The sequence below is a fragment of the Mesorhizobium silamurunense genome, from assembly GCF_014843905.1.
Classification (GTDB): Bacteria; Pseudomonadota; Alphaproteobacteria; order Rhizobiales; family Rhizobiaceae; genus Mesorhizobium; species Mesorhizobium silamurunense.
In genome coordinates, this window is the sequence record NZ_LPVS01000104.1 from 22,218 (window position 1) to 37,445 (window position 15,228).

At 64.4% G+C, this 15,228-nt stretch carries 16 protein-coding genes; 12 read left to right on the top strand and 4 right to left on the bottom strand.

All coding sequences use genetic code 11. The annotated features are described in order from the left end of the window. Positions 1-10: 10 nt before the first annotated feature. Positions 11-1,267, bottom strand: a complete 1,257-nt coding sequence (locus tag AU465_RS31255) for an aminopeptidase (protein ID WP_192256581.1) — start codon at positions 1,265-1,267, stop codon at positions 11-13. Between the two features lie 78 nt (positions 1,268-1,345). Next, positions 1,346-2,260 (bottom strand): LysR substrate-binding domain-containing protein, encoded by a 915-nt coding sequence (locus AU465_RS31260; RefSeq protein WP_192256583.1) that lies wholly within the window; start codon positions 2,258-2,260, stop codon positions 1,346-1,348. 97 nt (positions 2,261-2,357) lie between these two features. Between AU465_RS31260 and AU465_RS31265 the strand changes: the two genes are divergently transcribed. The 3 genes from AU465_RS31265 (at position 2,358) to sbmA (ending at position 5,174) form a co-directional block, all read left to right on the top strand. After that, a complete protein-coding gene (locus AU465_RS31265) occupies positions 2,358-2,555 on the top strand; it encodes a hypothetical protein (protein WP_192256585.1) in 198 nt (65 codons plus the stop codon). A gap of 72 nt (positions 2,556-2,627) precedes the next feature. Further along, positions 2,628-3,788, top strand: coding sequence for a YbfB/YjiJ family MFS transporter (locus AU465_RS31270; protein ID WP_192256587.1), 1,161 nt, complete (start codon positions 2,628-2,630; stop codon positions 3,786-3,788). A gap of 123 nt (positions 3,789-3,911) precedes the next feature. Then, on the top strand, positions 3,912-5,174 hold the full coding sequence (gene sbmA, locus AU465_RS31275; protein ID WP_192256589.1) for a peptide antibiotic transporter SbmA: 1,263 nt from the start codon (positions 3,912-3,914) through the stop codon (positions 5,172-5,174). Positions 5,175-5,202: 28 nt separating this feature from the next. Here the strand turns inward: sbmA and AU465_RS31280 are convergent, their stop codons facing one another. Continuing rightward, entirely contained in the window at positions 5,203-6,219 is a 1,017-nt protein-coding gene (locus tag AU465_RS31280; RefSeq protein WP_192256591.1) for a polysaccharide deacetylase family protein, read from the bottom strand. A gap of 202 nt (positions 6,220-6,421) precedes the next feature. Here AU465_RS31280 and AU465_RS31285 point away from each other — a divergent pair, with 202 nt between their 5' ends. Together AU465_RS31285 and der are read left to right on the top strand one after the other, a co-directional pair. Then, positions 6,422-7,087 carry a tetratricopeptide repeat protein gene (locus AU465_RS31285; protein WP_192256593.1) on the top strand — a complete coding sequence of 222 codons (666 nt, stop codon included), beginning with the start codon at positions 6,422-6,424 and terminating at the stop codon, positions 7,085-7,087. A gap of 6 nt (positions 7,088-7,093) precedes the next feature. Next, positions 7,094-8,524 (top strand): ribosome biogenesis GTPase Der, encoded by a 1,431-nt coding sequence (gene der / locus AU465_RS31290; protein ID WP_192256595.1) that lies wholly within the window; start codon positions 7,094-7,096, stop codon positions 8,522-8,524. Positions 8,525-8,538: 14 nt separating this feature from the next. On the opposite strand, the gene AU465_RS31295 is transcribed toward der, so the two are convergent. Further along, on the bottom strand, positions 8,539-9,459 hold the full coding sequence (locus AU465_RS31295) for a LysR substrate-binding domain-containing protein (RefSeq protein WP_192256597.1): 921 nt from the start codon (positions 9,457-9,459) through the stop codon (positions 8,539-8,541). Positions 9,460-9,576: 117 nt separating this feature from the next. On the opposite strand from AU465_RS31295, the gene AU465_RS31300 reads away from it, so the two are divergent. The 7 genes from AU465_RS31300 (at position 9,577) to AU465_RS31330 (ending at position 15,112) form a co-directional block, all read left to right on the top strand. Then, positions 9,577-10,851, top strand: a complete 1,275-nt coding sequence (locus AU465_RS31300; RefSeq protein WP_192256599.1) for an MFS transporter — start codon at positions 9,577-9,579, stop codon at positions 10,849-10,851. A 143-nt stretch (positions 10,852-10,994) separates the two neighbouring features. Next, positions 10,995-12,176: a cell wall hydrolase gene (locus AU465_RS31305; protein ID WP_192256601.1), complete on the top strand. Its 1,182-nt coding sequence runs from the start codon at positions 10,995-10,997 to the stop codon at positions 12,174-12,176. A 266-nt stretch (positions 12,177-12,442) separates the two neighbouring features. Then, positions 12,443-12,835, top strand: coding sequence for an AtpZ/AtpI family protein (locus AU465_RS31310; protein WP_192256603.1), 393 nt, complete (start codon positions 12,443-12,445; stop codon positions 12,833-12,835). Positions 12,836-12,900: 65 nt separating this feature from the next. Further along, positions 12,901-13,662, top strand: coding sequence for a F0F1 ATP synthase subunit A (locus tag AU465_RS31315; protein WP_192256605.1), 762 nt, complete (start codon positions 12,901-12,903; stop codon positions 13,660-13,662). Positions 13,663-13,742: 80 nt separating this feature from the next. Next, complete coding sequence (locus tag AU465_RS31320; RefSeq protein WP_027164582.1) at positions 13,743-13,967, top strand: F0F1 ATP synthase subunit C; 225 nt, start codon at positions 13,743-13,745, stop codon at positions 13,965-13,967. 61 nt (positions 13,968-14,028) lie between these two features. Further along, positions 14,029-14,610, top strand: coding sequence for a F0F1 ATP synthase subunit B (locus tag AU465_RS31325; protein ID WP_192256607.1), 582 nt, complete (start codon positions 14,029-14,031; stop codon positions 14,608-14,610). A 10-nt stretch (positions 14,611-14,620) separates the two neighbouring features. Beyond that, on the top strand, positions 14,621-15,112 hold the full coding sequence (locus AU465_RS31330) for a F0F1 ATP synthase subunit B (RefSeq protein ID WP_192256609.1): 492 nt from the start codon (positions 14,621-14,623) through the stop codon (positions 15,110-15,112). Positions 15,113-15,228: the final 116 nt, after the last annotated feature.

The following is a 15,228-nucleotide window of genomic DNA, read 5'->3' on the forward strand; positions in this document are numbered from 1 at the left end:
AAAAGTCCTCTCAGGCCCACTCGCCCTTGCGCATGACCGGCACGCGGCCGCCGTCCTTGGCCACGCCATCGATGTCGATCTTGTCCGAGCCGATCATCCAGTCGATGTGGATAAAACTCTTGTTGCCGCCACGCTGCGCGATCTCGTCTTGGCTGAGCGAAGCGCCGTTGACGAAGCACTTCGAGTAGCACTGCCCGAGCGCGATATGGCAGGCGGCGTTCTCGTCGAACAGCGTGTTGAAGAACAACAGTCCGCTCTTCGAGATCGGCGAGGAATGCGGCACCAGCGCCACCTCGCCGAGGCGGCGCGCGCCCTCGTCGGTGTCGAGCACCTTCTTCAAGACGTCCTCGCCCTTCGCGGCCTTGGCCTCGACGATCCGCCCGCCCTCGAAGCGCACCGAGATCTCGTCGATCAGCGTGCCCTGATAGGAGAGCGGCTTGGTCGATGACACGTGCCCTTCGACCCGCCATGCATGCGGCGTCGTGAAGACTTCCTCGGTCGGGATGTTCGGATTGCAGGTGATGCCGTTCTTGGCCGTCGAGGCACCGCCCATCCACTCATGGCCTTCCGCCAGTCCGACGGTCAGGTCGGTGCCCGGCCCGGTGAAATGCAGCGCGTGAAAATTGTGGCCGTTCAGCCATTTGGTGCGCTCGGCCAAGGCGGCGTTATGCGCCTTCCAGTTGCCGATCGGATCCTCGACGTCGACGCGTGAGGCCGAGAAGATGGCGTCGGCGAGCTTCACCACCGCGACGTCGTCGGGCTCGCCCGGAAACACCTGCTTGGCCCAGGCAAGGTCGGGATAGGCGACGATGTTCCAGTTGATGTCGAAGCCGGTGATCTTCTCCAGCGCCGGCTGGTAAGCCATCGAGTTCGCCTTGTTGGCGCGTGCCACCTTGGCCGGGTCCTGCGCCGACAGCAGCGACGGGTCCTCGCCGCGCACGGCGAGCCGCGCGGCATTGTTGGAGAAGGCTTTCGCCATACCCTCATAGAGCCAGCCGGCGGCGCGGTCGAAGCCGGCGTCGGCGCCGTAGCGGAAGCGCGCCAGCGTGATCTCGTCGTCGTTGAAGATCGGCGTCACCAGCCCGGCGCCGGCCTTGTAGGCATGCTCGACGATCCGCCTGGTCAGCGGCAGCGCCGCGATCGAAGAGGTCAGCACCAGATCCTGTCCGGGCTGCAACTGCAGCCCGACCTTGATCGCGACTTCCGCCAGCCTGTCGAGCTTCACCGGGTCGATTGTTGCCGAGACGCCGCGCGAATGTGTGGTCATGATCCTGCCTGCCGTTATGTTGGGGTCTGGTCCTTACATAGACCGGCGCGGTTGGCCTTTCCACCGTGATCGACTGGTTCAGGCGGCGCTGTCCAACGCTCGGAACTGCGCCATGGTCGCTTCGATCTCCTCGCGGATCCAGGCCTTGAAGTCCCGCACCTTGCGGCTTTCGCTTTTTGTCTCCGATGTCACCAGCCAATAGCCAAGTCCGCTTTGCGCACGCACGCCGAAGGGCGCGACAAGCCTGCCGTCGGCGAGCGCGTCGGCGGTGAGCAACTGCCAGGCAAGCATCACACCGTGGCCGGCGATCGCCGATTCCAGGCAAAGCATCGGATCAGTGAAGCGCGCTCCCTTGAGAAAGGTGACGGGCTCGACGCCGGCCGCCTCGAACCAGCTGTCCCAATTGATCATCGCCCGCTCGTCGGTGATGGCGCAGGTCTGCGCCAGGTCCTCGATCGACTTCAGCCTGGCCGCGATCGACGGCGCGCAGACGGGAAACACCTCTTGCGCCAGCAGCAGCTCCGCCCGGCCGCCCGGCCATTTGCCGTCGCCCAGCCGGATGGCGATGTCGATGTCGGACCGGTCGAGGTCGGCGATCCGGGCGGAAGCGTCGATCCGCAGCAAAACGTTCGGGTGCCGGGCGAAATGCCGCGACAGCCTGGGCAGCAGCCATTTCGAGGCGAAGGCCGGCGCCACCGACACCACCAGCGTGCATTCGCTCGCCTCGTCAGCCAGCGCCATCGCTTGCGCGAGTTCGCGGAAGCCGGCGCTGAGTCGGGCCGTGAAGACGGTGCCGAATTCCGTCGGCACAAGCCCTGCAGGCGTCCGCTCGAACAGTGCCTGGGCAAGCTGCTTTTCCGTGCGCTTGACCTGCTGGCTGACGGCGCTGACCGAGACGTTGAGCTCGGCGGCCGCGGCCGCAAGCGAGCCCAGCCGGGCGACGGTTTCGACGGCGCGCAGGCCGTTGAGATGGACGCGGTTCAGCATAGCCATTCAGTTTTTCTAAACTCTCTGGGCCGAAATCTCAATTGAAACCTGGCGCGGAAAGGCGGATTTTAGCGAGGCGAGCCAGACCGTGGAGGCAATCCGGATGAAGATTTTATCTTTGCTGAAGGGGCTTTCCGGCGCCGAGCCAAGTCAGGTTCGGCCGGATGACAGCGAGGTCGCCCGCTGGGTCGTCGATCCGCTGTCGCATCCGGTGCTCGACACGATGTCGGAGCGCGAGCTCGGCGACATGCCGTTCCGGCTGACGGCGCATCGCACGGCTTACGAGACGACCTGCCACTGAAAGGCAGCCTAACCGAACTGGCCCAACAGAAGCGCATTGTTTCGCCTGCGCACACACTTATGTTGCGCTGCAATGAGCGCCGCTTCGCCATCTCCCTTGCGCCTCGCCATTGCCGGCATGACGGCACTCGCCGTCGCCATGGGCATCGGCCGCTTCGTCTACACGCCGATCCTGCCCGGCATGATGGAGGAGTTGCACCTGACGCCGGCCGACGCCGGCTGGATCGCCTCCGCCAACTACCTCGGCTATCTCATCGGCGCGCTCGGCGCGGCCGGCGGCTGGGCGCATGGGCGCGAGCGTATGCTGATGTTCGCCAGCCTTGCCGCCAGCGCCGTGCTCGTGGGGCTCATGGGGCTGAACGAGACGATGGCCGCTTTCCTCGTCATCCGCTTCCTTGCCGGCCTCGCCAGCGCTTTCGTCATGGTATTCATGTCGTCGATCGTCTTCAGCCATCTCGCCCTGGCCGGCCGCGGCGACCTGCAAGCGCTGCATTTCGGCGGCGTCGGCCTGGGCATCGCGGCATCCTCGGCGCTGTTGGCCATTCTCGTCACGACCCACGCAGGCTGGCCCGCGGGCTGGCTGTGGTCGGGAGCGATTTCCGCTGTCGGCTTGCTCTTCGTAGCGCTGCTCGCGGGCTCCGCCACGCCCGCCAACGGCGTCGACGGGCCTGAACCGGCGCTGCCGAAGGACAGGTCGCTGACGAAGATGATCCTTGCCTATGGGCTGTTCGGCTTCGGCTATGTGGTGACGGCCACCTTTCTGGTCGCCATCGTTCGCCAGGGCGGCGGCGGGCGCGTCTTCGAGGCCACCGTCTGGATGGTCGCTGGCCTTGCCGGCTTCCCCTCGACCTGGTTCTGGCAGAAGTTCGCCGGCAGGATCGGTCTCTATCCCGCTTATGCCGTGAGCTGCCTGGTCGAGGTGGTCGGCGTCACCGCCAGCGTCGTCGTCAAAGGCTTCACCGGGCCGCTGCTCGCCGGTGTGCTTCTCGGCGGCACCTTCATCGCCATCACCGCTCTCGGCCTGCAAGCGGCAAGGCAGCTTGCGCCGCAGGCACCGCGCCGCATCTTCGCGGTGATGACGGCCGCCTTCGGCCTCGGCCAGATCATCGGCCCGATCGCCGCCGGCCTGCTCGCGCAGGCCTCGGGCAACTACGTGCTCGCCTCGATCATGGCCGCCGTTGCCTTGCTGCTCTCCGGCGTCATCGCCTGGTCGGCTGCGCCAAAATCGCCATGATTTGTGGTCTTGCTCGAGGCCGGGCATCGGGCACGGGCATTTTCTTTCCCACTAATGTGTGACTTTATGCCCGCCGAACAGCAACGCCGCTGATTTGCGGTCAGACCGAGGAAACCCGCCACAGTGTTCGTATCCTTCTTCCCGCAGCCGAAGCTTTTCTTCACCTCGGCGATCGTATGGAGCGCGGTCATGGTGATCGTGTGGTTTCTGGGCGGTGAGCAGATCGGCGCTCTAATCGGATTACCTGCCGCCGCTTCGGAGGCCCCACCTATCATAGGCGTGTCAGTATTTTGGTCGCCCCCATTTCTTTGGTTCTACATCTACTTTGCACTAGGCGTGATGGCCTTTTATGCCTTCTGGCAACTGTATTCCCCACACCAGTGGTCAGGTTGGTCGATCCTCGGCAGTTCGCTGATCCTGTTCACAACCTATTTTCAGGTACAGGTCAGTGTCGCGATCAATGCCTGGTACGGGCCGTTTTGGGACCTTATTCAGGGCATCGTCAGCAAAAGCGTGAAGGCCACGGAAAGTGATGTTTACGCGCAAATAATAACGTTCCTCGGTATCGCTCTTGTCGCCGTTACCGTGCTGGTTTTGACGAATTTCTTTGTCAGCCACTGGGTGTTTCGTTGGCGCACCGCAATGAACCATTACTACATGTCGCATTGGCCTAGATTGCGCCAGATCGAGGGCGCCGCCCAGCGCGTGCAGGAAGACACGATGCGGTTCTCCCGGATCATGGAAGACCTCGGCACGAGCTTCGTCGATTCGATAATGACGCTGATCGCCTTCATGCCGATTTTGCTCGGCTACTCCAAGCATATCACGGTGCTACCATTCGTCGGTCAGGTTCCGCAGCCGCTTGTTCTTGCTGCGATCTTCTGGGCGATCTTCGGCACCGTGTGCATTGCCGCCGCGGGTATAAAGCTTCCTGGCCTGCAGTTCCGCAATCAGCGGGTCGAAGCCGCCTATCGGAAGGAGCTTGTCTATGGCGAGGACCATGCCGACCGGGCCCAGCCGTTGACCACCGCCGAGCTGTTCGCCAATGTCCGCCACAATTACTTCCGGCTCTATTTCCACTACGTCTATTTCAATGTGGTCCGCTACCTTTATTTGCAGCTCAATACCGTCTTCCCTTATTTCCTGATGGTACCTTCGCTGATAGCTGGTACGTTGACGCTGGGTCTGATCAACCAGATCAGTTCCGCCTTCTCGCAGGTGACGAGTTCCTTCCAGTATCTGGTCAATTCCTGGTCGACGATTGTCGAGCTTCTATCGGTCCATAAGCGCCTGCGTGCTTTCGAAGCCACGATCAAGGGCGAGCCGTTGCCGGACATCGACCAGCGCTTCGTCGAGCGCCAGGCGCAGGAGGCGGATCCAGCCTGATCAATATTGGGTGGGTGTGGGCGGCGGCTCAACCGCCCGCCATCGCCTGCCTGTCGCTGACGCGCTGCCGCGCGACATAGTCGCGGAAGCTGATGCATTCGACCTGCTGCATGACGCAAACCTCGCCGGCAAAGCGCTCCAGCGCGTTCCAGTAGGTGCCGCCGTTCATCTGTGTGAAGTGGAAGCCGAGCTCGAGCGGAAGTCGTTTGCCATTGTATTGGGCATCGAACGCGGCGCGGAACGCGTGGTAGGCGCGATCGGCGAACTCACCCGCCATCGACGGTCTCTCGAAGCCGCCCGAATGGCGGACATAGAGATTGTAGTCCATGGCGACCACCGGTTTCGATTTCGGCCCCTCCGGAATCTGCGGCAGCGCAAAGCCAATGATGCCGTTCTTTGTCGGCGGCACGGCAGGGCCGTTCGAGACACCGCTCGCGTCGTACTGGAAGCCGGCCTCGGGCAGCGCTTCGTAAAGCGCCTTGTCGGTCGACAGGTACGGCGCGCGAAAGCCGATCACGGCACGGCGCGCGAAATCGCGCCAGCCGGGCGGCTCTGGCGAAATGCCGCTGATCGCATAGGCATTTTCGAGGATGTGCCGGAATGCGGCGAACTCGGCCAGCCAGTCGGCCTTGCTCCAGTCCTTGCCGTCGAAATGGCCGCAGGCATGGCTGCCGATATCGTGGCCTTCGGCGGCCGCGAGCCGGATCTGTTCCAGCCTGTCCGCCACCTCCTGCTTCGAGGCGGCAAAGCCGATATTCGATTTGCCGGCGCCCTTGCCGGGTGCGGTGTACTCACTGCGTGTCTCCGGCGAGAGCAGGAAGACGCAGGACAGAAAATAGGTGAAATGCGCGCCGGTGCGCTTTGCCAGCGCGCGGCTGCGTTCCCATTGCGAGATCTCGCGCGCGCTGTCGAAAGAGATAAGCACGATCTGCTTTGGCCTCGCCGGCATGGACTCCGGCGGTTTGGGCGGATCGGCGAAGACCGCGGCAACGGAGCTGGCAAGCGAAGCGAGACTGAGCGCAAGGACGCGGAACGGATGTGGCACAGGCAACCTTCGGAGACATCTTCTGATGATTGGAATACCGGCTATTGCCCAATTGTGGCATCGGTACGTTGCGCCCCGGCTGGAAGCCGCCCTGGCTTGTCCCGCCGATTTTCCGGCGATCCCCCTTCCATGCCGACAAAATTTCGCTAAAACGCGGGGCTCAAGAAGCGCCCCGTTCCGGGGCTGCAATGGTTTTTGATTGATGTCCGACGACAGTTTTATCCGCGAAGTCAACGAAGAGATTCGTCGCGAGCAGGCGCAGGCGCTGTGGGACCGTTTTGGCCCGGCCCTGCTTGGCCTGGCCATCCTTGTGGTGGTCGGCACCGCCGCCTTCGTCGGCTACCGCTACTGGGACGAGACCCGCGCCAACCAGTCGGGCGATGCCTTCTCGCAGGCTCTCAAGCTCGCCAATGACGGCAAGAACGATGAGGCGATCGCCGCCCTCGATCAGCTGGAGAAGGATGGCTATGGCGCCTATCCGCTGCTCGCCCGCATGCGCGCCGCGACCGTCAAGGCCGACAAGGGCGATGTCGACGCCGCCGTCAAGGATTTCGACGCGGTCGCCGCCGACAGTGCCATTCCCGCCGGCATCCGCGATATGGCGCGGCTGAGGGCGGCGCTGCTGCTGGTCGACCACGGCTCGTTTGCCGATGTCTCCAGCCGGGTCGAGGCGCTCACCGCCGACACCAACCCGCTGCGCAGCTCGGCGCGCGAGGCGCTCGGCCTTGCCGCCTGGAAGGAAGGCAAGTCGGCTGACGCGCTCAAACTGTTCGACCAGATTGCTTCGGATGACGGCGCCCCGCGCAATGCGCGCCAGCGGGCGACGCTGATGTCCGAACTGATCCGCGGGTCGGGCAACGCGTCGTGACCTCGGATGTCATTCAAAGTCGCCATCATCGGCCGGCCTAACGTCGGCAAATCGACCCTTTTCAATCGGCTGGTGGGAAGGAAGCTGGCGCTTGTCGACGACACGCCGGGCGTGACGCGCGACCGTCGCGTTCACGCAGCCAAGCTCTACGATCTTCACTTCGACGTCATCGACACCGCCGGCTTCGAGGATGCGGCTGCCTCGACGCTGCCCGGCCGCATGCGCCAGCAGACCGAGATCGCGATCCGCGAGGCCGACCTGATCTTTTTCACCGTCGATGCCAAGTCCGGGCTGATGCCCGACGACCGCACATTCGCCGAAGTCGTGCGCAAGTCCGGCAAGCCGGTCGTGGTGGTCGCGAACAAAGCCGAGGCGCGTGGCGCGCAAGGCGGCATGCTGGAGGCCTGGGAGCTCGGTCTCGGCGAGCCGATCCCCGTTTCGGCCGAGCACGGCCAGGGCATGCCCGATCTCCGCGACGCTGTGATCGCCGCGCTCGGCGAGGAACGTGCCTTCGGCGAGGACGAAGAAGAGCCAGGCGACGAGATCGCCGTCAGCGAGGTGCTGATCGGCGAGGACATCGCCGACCCTGATGCCGAGCCTGCCTATGATGACAGCAAGCCGCTGCGCATCGCCGTCGTCGGCCGCCCCAATGCCGGCAAGTCGACGCTGATCAACGCGTTGATCGGCGAGGAGCGGCTGCTGACCGGCCCGGAGGCCGGCATCACCCGCGATTCCATCTCCGTTGACTGGGACTGGCGCGGCCGCCGCATCAAACTTTTCGACACGGCCGGCATGCGGCGCAAGTCGAAGGTCCAGGAAAAGCTCGAGAAGCTTTCGGTACAGGACGGCCTTCGCGCCATCCGTTTCGCCGAGATCGTCATCATCGTGCTCGACGCCACCATCCCCTTCGAGAAGCAGGACCTGCAACTCGCCGATCTGATCATCCGGGAGGGCCGCGCGCCGGTGATCGCCTTCAACAAATGGGACCTGATCGACAACCCGCAGGAGCTTCTCGCCGAACTGCGTGAGAAGACAGGGCGGCTCTTGCCGCAGGTGCGCGGCATCCAGGCGGTGACGGTCTCGGCCGAGACCGGACGCGGCCTCGACAGGCTGATGGAGAGCATCATCAAGACGCACAAGGTGTGGAACAGCCGCGTCTCCACCGGCAAGCTCAACCGCTGGCTGGAAGGCATTCTGGCGCATCATCCGCCGCCCGCCGTCGCCGGCCGCCGGCTGAAGATCAAATATGTCACGCAGGCCAAGACCCGCCCGCCGGGCTTCGTGGTGTCGTGCTCGCGGCCGGACGTGATGCCGCAATCCTATGTCCGCTACCTGTCGAACAGCCTGCGCGAGGCCTTCGATATGCCCGGCGTGCCGATCCGCATCGCGCTGCGCACCTCGGATAACCCCTTTGCCGGCCGGGCGAAGAAGCGCTGAGGCAGACCTAGAGACTAAGCCACTTTCAGCAGCTTCTCTTTCATCTCGGCGCTTTCAGGCAGCGCCTCGAAAGCCGCCTGCAACAGAATGTCGGCCAGCCGCGCGGCCACCGGATCGAGCTCGGCATCCTTCTGATGCAGATGCAGCGCCATCTTCGGCAAGGCCGGCAAGCCGAGCAGACCGGGCGCGAGCGCCCTGACATTAGCGGGCAGGCCGATATCGGTGCGGATCGTCAGCCCAAGACCGGCCGCGACAGCCGCCCAGATGCCGCCAAGGCTGGGGCTCGAGAACGCCATGCGCCAGGCAAGCCCGGCCCGGTCGAGCGTCTCTGTCGCCACGGTGCGCAGCAGGCAGGGCGCCTCGAACACCACCAGTGGCAGCGCTTCGCCGTGGCGTGCGTCCGCCTCGATCTGTTTCGCCGGACCGATCCAGCGCGCCTGCACATCGGCGACATGCCGGCTGTATGGCAGCGTCGTGCCGTCGTGCCAGGCGAGCGCGATGTCGAGGCTGCCGGCAAGGACGCGTTCGGCGAGTTCATGGCTGCGTCCGATCCGCGCTTCGATCCGGACCTTGGGGTGGGCGCGGGCGAAGCGGCCGAGCACTTCCGGCAGCACGGCTTCGCCGAAATCCTCCTGCAGGCCGAGCCGCACCCAGCCTTCCAGCTCGACATCGCGGATGGCGGAAGCCGCCTCGTCATTGAGCTCGATCAGACGCCGCGCATAGCCGAGCATGGTCTCGCCGGCCTCGGTAAGCGCCAGGCCGCGCCCTGCCTTGCGGAAGATCGGCGTCGCCGCCTGCTCCTCCAGCTTCTTCAACTGCGCGCTGACGGCGGAGGTCGAGCGGCCGAGCCTTTCAGCCGCCTTGGCGAAGCTGCCGAGTTCCATGCCGGTGACGAAGGTCCTGAGGACGTCGAGGTCGAACGTGACGCGTCGCATGAGATCGTCCTTATTTTCAGGATTGTCGATCAAGAACTTCCTGATTTTATGAATCAAGCTATGGCGCTACATCCGCCCCGTCAAGGCCGGTCGGCCGGCCGTCACGGGAATGGAATCATGTCAGCCATCGTCACCCGCAACCAATGCCAGCCGTCTGGGCGAGGCATCACCGCCTCGGCCGGTTGGAGCTTCGGACCCAACCATCGCTGGAAGGTGCTGGGCATCGGCGTCGCCGCCAATGCCGGCTTCTCCGCCACCTTCTCCGGCATACCGGCAACCGCTGTGGTGATGCGCCAGGGCTATCAGCTCGACAATGCCTCGCTTGGACTGGCGCTCGGTCTTCTCGGCCTCGGCGTGGCGCTCAGCGAACTGCCCTGGGGCGTGCTCACCGACCGTTGGGGCGACCGCCGCGTGCTCTTGACCGGGCTCGGCGCGACGGCGGCATGGCTTCTCATCATGGCGATGCTCGTCGTGCCGACGAAAACAAACGTTCCCGGCGTCACGCTGCTGTCGGCAAGCCTGCTCGTTGCCGGGCTGCTCGGCGGCAGCGTCAACGGTTCCAGCGGCCGTGCCATCATGGGCTGGTTCGGTGAAGGCGAGCGCGGCTTCGCCATGAGCATAAGACAGACGGCGGTGCCGCTCGGCGGCGGGCTCGGCGCGCTCGTCTTGCCTTCGCTAGCTGTGGCCTTGGGCTTTGTCGCTGTCTTCGGTCTGCTTGCGGCTCTATCCGCGCTCTCGGCTTTCTTCGCCTGGCGCTGGCTGTACGAGCCGCCGACGCAAGGCGACGCGCACGGCGCCGCCGCGACGAGCGGTCCGGCGCCGCTGCGCAACATCGAGGTCTGGCGCATCTCGACGGCTATCGGTTTACTCTGCTTCCCGCAGGTGGCGGTGCTCACCTTTGCCGCCGTCTTCCTGCACGACTTCGCCGGCATGGGCACATGGGTAACCAGCGCCAGTCTTGCCCTCGTGCAGACCGGCGCCATGGTGATGCGCGTCTGGAGCGGCCGCTTCACCGACCGCCACGGAAACCGCCGGCCGTTCTTGAAATTCTGCAGCGTGCTCAGCGCGCTGGCCTTCCTGGTCCTGTGGCTGCTAGTGATCGTGGCGGCAACGCAGCCGGCGCTGATGCTGCTCCTTCCCGCCATGGTGGTCGTGGCCGGCATCTCCGTCTCGGCCTGGCACGGCGTTGCCTATACCGAACTGGCGACGCTTGCCGGCGCTGGCCATGTCGGCACCGCGCTCAGCCTCGCCAACACCCTCGTCTTCGTCGGCTTCTGCCTGGTGCCGATCGCCATTCCCTGGCTGTTGCTTCTGTTCGCATGGCCGGGCGTGTGGCTCGCAGCCGCGATATGCGCGGCGATCGCCTGGCCGATCTTCCTGCGCACCGCCTGATTCCTGGCCAGCTTTCCACAGCAGTGGGAAGCCGGCTTGCCTTCAACATAAAATAAACACGATCGATGTCGTTAACCCGGCATCAAGGTTAATGCATCATTTTGGCTCTCCAGTCGGGTCAGTAGCGTTTCCTGGAGAGTTCCGTGCATCGACGCGTTTTTAAGCGGCTTCTGGCCGCCGCCGGTGAGAAGAAACGTTCCGTCCTTCCTCCTGTGCTCCTTGGCCTCGGCTTCTGGGTCGGCTTTCCGTCCGTCGTCGCCTATCAGGACATGGCAAGCCTCGTTTCCGGTCTGGAATCGCCCAGCCATCGCTGGAACGCCTATGTCGAAAAATCCGTCGCCGGCTCGGTGCACGCCGCCGAGATGCCTTTCGTCGATTCGGCCGCCACGGGCTCGATCTCCGGCTCCGGCGTGGAATTGCCGGGCGTCGGCACGGTGGCGTTCCGCGGCAAGGGCAATGTCGCCGGCGCCACGCCCGACGAGGATCGTGTCGTGCGCGCCGACAAGAAGGGCCGCCTCGTCCAGGTCTCGCCCGTTGCGCCGCCCAAGAACTTCAGCGCCGGCTCGATCTTCGAGCGCACGTCCTCGCTGCTTCGCCCCGCGATGGACAGCGGCCTGAAGCTCACTTTCGCCAAGCCCGGCATCAAGGGCAGGGAAGTCCAGATCGCCCAGGCCTTCCATATCCGCGAGGACAAGAAGCCCGATCCCGACTTGCCGGCGGCCCTCGTCGCCCTCGTCAACAACGACAAGCCGGATATCCTCGCCACCGCCTATGCCCAGTCGGCGCCCGACTATGCCAAGGCCTCGCCCTTCGAGGCGCTGCTGCAGGACGATCCGAACGACGGCCGCTTCATCCCGCCGATGGGCAAGGGCGACCACGCGTGGATGCAGAACCCGCTGCCGGCGGCCGTCTTCTCCAAGCCGGAACAGGAGTGCCTCGCCAAGGGCATCTATTTCGAGGCGCGCAGCGAACCGGTGCGCGGACAGGCCGCGGTGGCGCAGGTGATCCTGAACCGCGTCCGCAACCCCGCTTATCCGAAGACGATCTGCGGCGTCGTCTACCAGAACGACAACTGGTTCAACCGCTGCCAGTTCTCCTTCGCCTGCGACGGCAGGAAGAAGCGCATCAGCGACCCGGTCGCCTACAAGACCGCCCAGGACGTCGCAATGGCGGTGACCGCCGGCAAGATATTCATCCCCGAGGTCGGATCCTCGACCCACTATTACGCCAATTACGTCCATCCCGGCTGGGCGCGCGCCATGCAACGCATGACCAGGATCGGCCTGCATATCTTCTATCGCACCTATGGCGGCGGCTGGAGCTGACCCGCTCGAGCGAGGCCTCCGACGGCATTCTGCGCGGCCTGGCGCGCGCACCGATCGGCGCGGCTTGCCGGGCGGATTCGCGCCGAGTCCCCGCGCGGGCGTGACGGGCACGATGTCGCACCCGAATAAGTCATTGATTTAAAAAGCGAAAATACATCGCTTCGAAGTTCGGCCCGTGGCTTGACGGGCGCGGACCCTCTAACTATGTTGCCGGCGACTTTAGAAGCGGACGGACGGTGATCGTCTGCCCGGGCAGGGGGGTTGCGATGGCCGACAAGAAAGGGCCAGACGGAACCGGAGAAACCGGCCGCGGCAGGCAGCCAGAAGCCACCATCCGCGACGACGAACTTGAGCGCCGCCGGCGCGAGCTTGAAGCATCGCTTGCGACAAGACGCACGGACCGGCTCGAGGGGAAAGACGAAGCGAACGCTGCGACCGGTTACGGTCAGGCACTGAAGCTGTCCAGCGAGTTCATCGCCGGGGTGGTGGTTGGTGTCGGCTTGGGCTGGATCATCGACCGCTTGGCGGGAACGGCGCCTTGGGGTCTGATCGTCGGCCTGTTGCTGGGCTTTGGCGCCGGTATACTCAATGTCCTGCGTTCGGCGGGACTTGCACCGCAGTTCGGTCAGGGCGGCAAGCCACCCGAGCCGAAGGAATGAGACGAGGCGCCGCAAGGCGCGAAAGAAACTTAAGAAGCCGGTTGTGGCTTTGACGGGGATTTAAAGTGGCTGCTGCTGACAAGGTCGATCCGATCCACCAGTTCCAGATCCATCCGATCATCCCGCTTCATATCGGCGGCTACGACGTCTCCTTCACCAACTCCGCTCTGTTCATGGTCGTGACGATCATCGTCGCTTCTGCCTTCCTCTACATGAGCACCGCCAGCCGCGCCCTCATCCCGGGCCGCCTGCAGTCGATGTCGGAAATGGCCTACGAGTTCGTCGGCAACATGCTGCGCGACGCGGCGGGCAAGCAGGGAATGCAGTTCTTCCCGCTGGTGTTCTCGCTGTTCATGTTCGTGCTGGTCGCCAATCTGATCGGCCTGTTCCCTTATTTCTTCACCGTCACCAGCCACATCATCGTCACCTTCACGCTGGCCGCGCTGGTCATCGGCACCGTCCTCGTCTACGGCTTCGCCAAGCACGGCTTCGGCTTCCTCAAGCTGTTCGTGCCGCACGGCGTGCCCGGCTATCTTTTGCCGCTGGTGGTGGCGATCGAAATCATTTCCTTCGTCTCGCGTCCCGTCAGCCTCTCGGTTCGTCTTTTCGCCAACATGCTGGCCGGGCACATCACTCTGAAGGTGTTTTCTGGCTTTGTCGTCAGCCTCAGCGCGTTCGGCGTCGTCGGTATTGCCGGCTCGGTGCTGCCGCTCGCCATGGCGGTCGCGTTGACGGCGCTGGAATTGCTGGTCGCCTTCCTGCAGGCCTATGTCTTCGCGGTGCTGACCTGCATGTATCTGAACGACGCTCTGCACCCGAGCCACTGACCGATTTTCACCGGCGCTCCGGCGCCAGCATACCCAACGTACCAACCGCAACGATTACGAAAAACCACAGGAGTTTTGAAATGGACGCAACTGCAGCAGCTGCTATCGGCGCTGGTATCGCCTGCATTGGCATGGGCGGCGCCGGCATCGGCCTCGGCAACATCTTCGGCAGCTATCTCTCGGGCGCGCTCCGCAACCCGTCGGCTGCTGACGGCCAGTTCGGCCGCCTGATCTTCGGCTTCGCCGTGACCGAAGCTCTGGGCATCTTCTCGCTCCTGATCGCTCTGCTCCTGGTCTTCAAGTAAGAGCCAGAGTTGATGCATGGGGCCGCATGGTGCGGCCCCGTTCCATGGACAGGGGAATGAGATGTTCGTGACATCTGCCTTTGCGCAAGAAACCGCGCCAGCCGCGGCCGAAGGCGAGACGCATGCAGGCACCGCCGTGCCTGCCGAGGAGCATGGCACGTTCCCGCCGTTCAATGCCGAGACCTTCCCGTCGCAGATCCTGTGGCTGGTCATCACCTTCGGGCTCTTCTATCTGTTCCTGAAGCGGGTTGTCATGCCGCGTCTCGGTGGCATCATCGATGTCCGTAACGACCGTATCACCCAGGATCTCGACCACGCCGCCAGGCTGAAGGGCGAGGCGGACGCGGCCGTTGCCGCCTATGAGCAGGAACTGGCGGAAGCCAAGACACGCGCCAATACGATCGGCCAGCAGGCGAGCGACGCCGCCAAGACCGAAGCCGAAAGCACGCGCAAGAAGCTCGAGGCGGAACTCGAGAAGAAGCTCGGCGAGGCCGAGGCGAGCATCGCCTCGATCAAGGCCAAGGCGATGAAGGAAGTCGGCACGATCGCCGAGGACACCACGTCGGCCATTGTCGAGGCGCTGGTCGGCGGCAAGACCGACAAGGCCGAGATTTCGGCCGCGGTCAAATCCGCGACCCGGTGAGGAGGGCATCATGGACGCCACATCACTCGCGACACTCTGGGCCACGATTGCCCTGATCATCTTCCTCGGTGCCGTCATCTATCTGAAGGTGCCGGGCATGCTCGCCAAGTCGCTCGACGCCCGCGCGGCCAAGATCAGCAGCGAGCTCGAGGAAGCGCGCCGCCTGCGTGAGGAGGCCCAGCAGTTGCTCGGCCAATACCAGCAGAAGCGCAAGGAAGCCGAGAAGGAGGCCGCCGACATCGTCGCCGCCGCCAAGCGCGAGGCCGAACTCCTTGCCTCCGAGGCGCACAAGAAGACCGAGGACTATGTCGCGCGGCGCACCGCACTTGCCGAGCAGAAGATCAGCCAGGCCGAGCGCGAAGCGATCGGCGAGGTGCGCGCCAGCGCCGTCGACATCGCCGTCGAGGCCGCTCGCGCGCTGCTGGCCGCCAAGGTCGACGCCAAGGCCGGAGCGGACCTGTTCAAGTCCGCGCTGCAGGACATGAAGGCCAAGCTCAACTGACGGGTCTCGCGGTTACAGAATCAAAAAGCCGCCTGGGCAACCCGGCGCCTTTTTTTGTTTTCGAGAGGGAGTGCGGCGCGGAAGCTGCTGATCTCTCACAAGGGGGGAGATAAGCT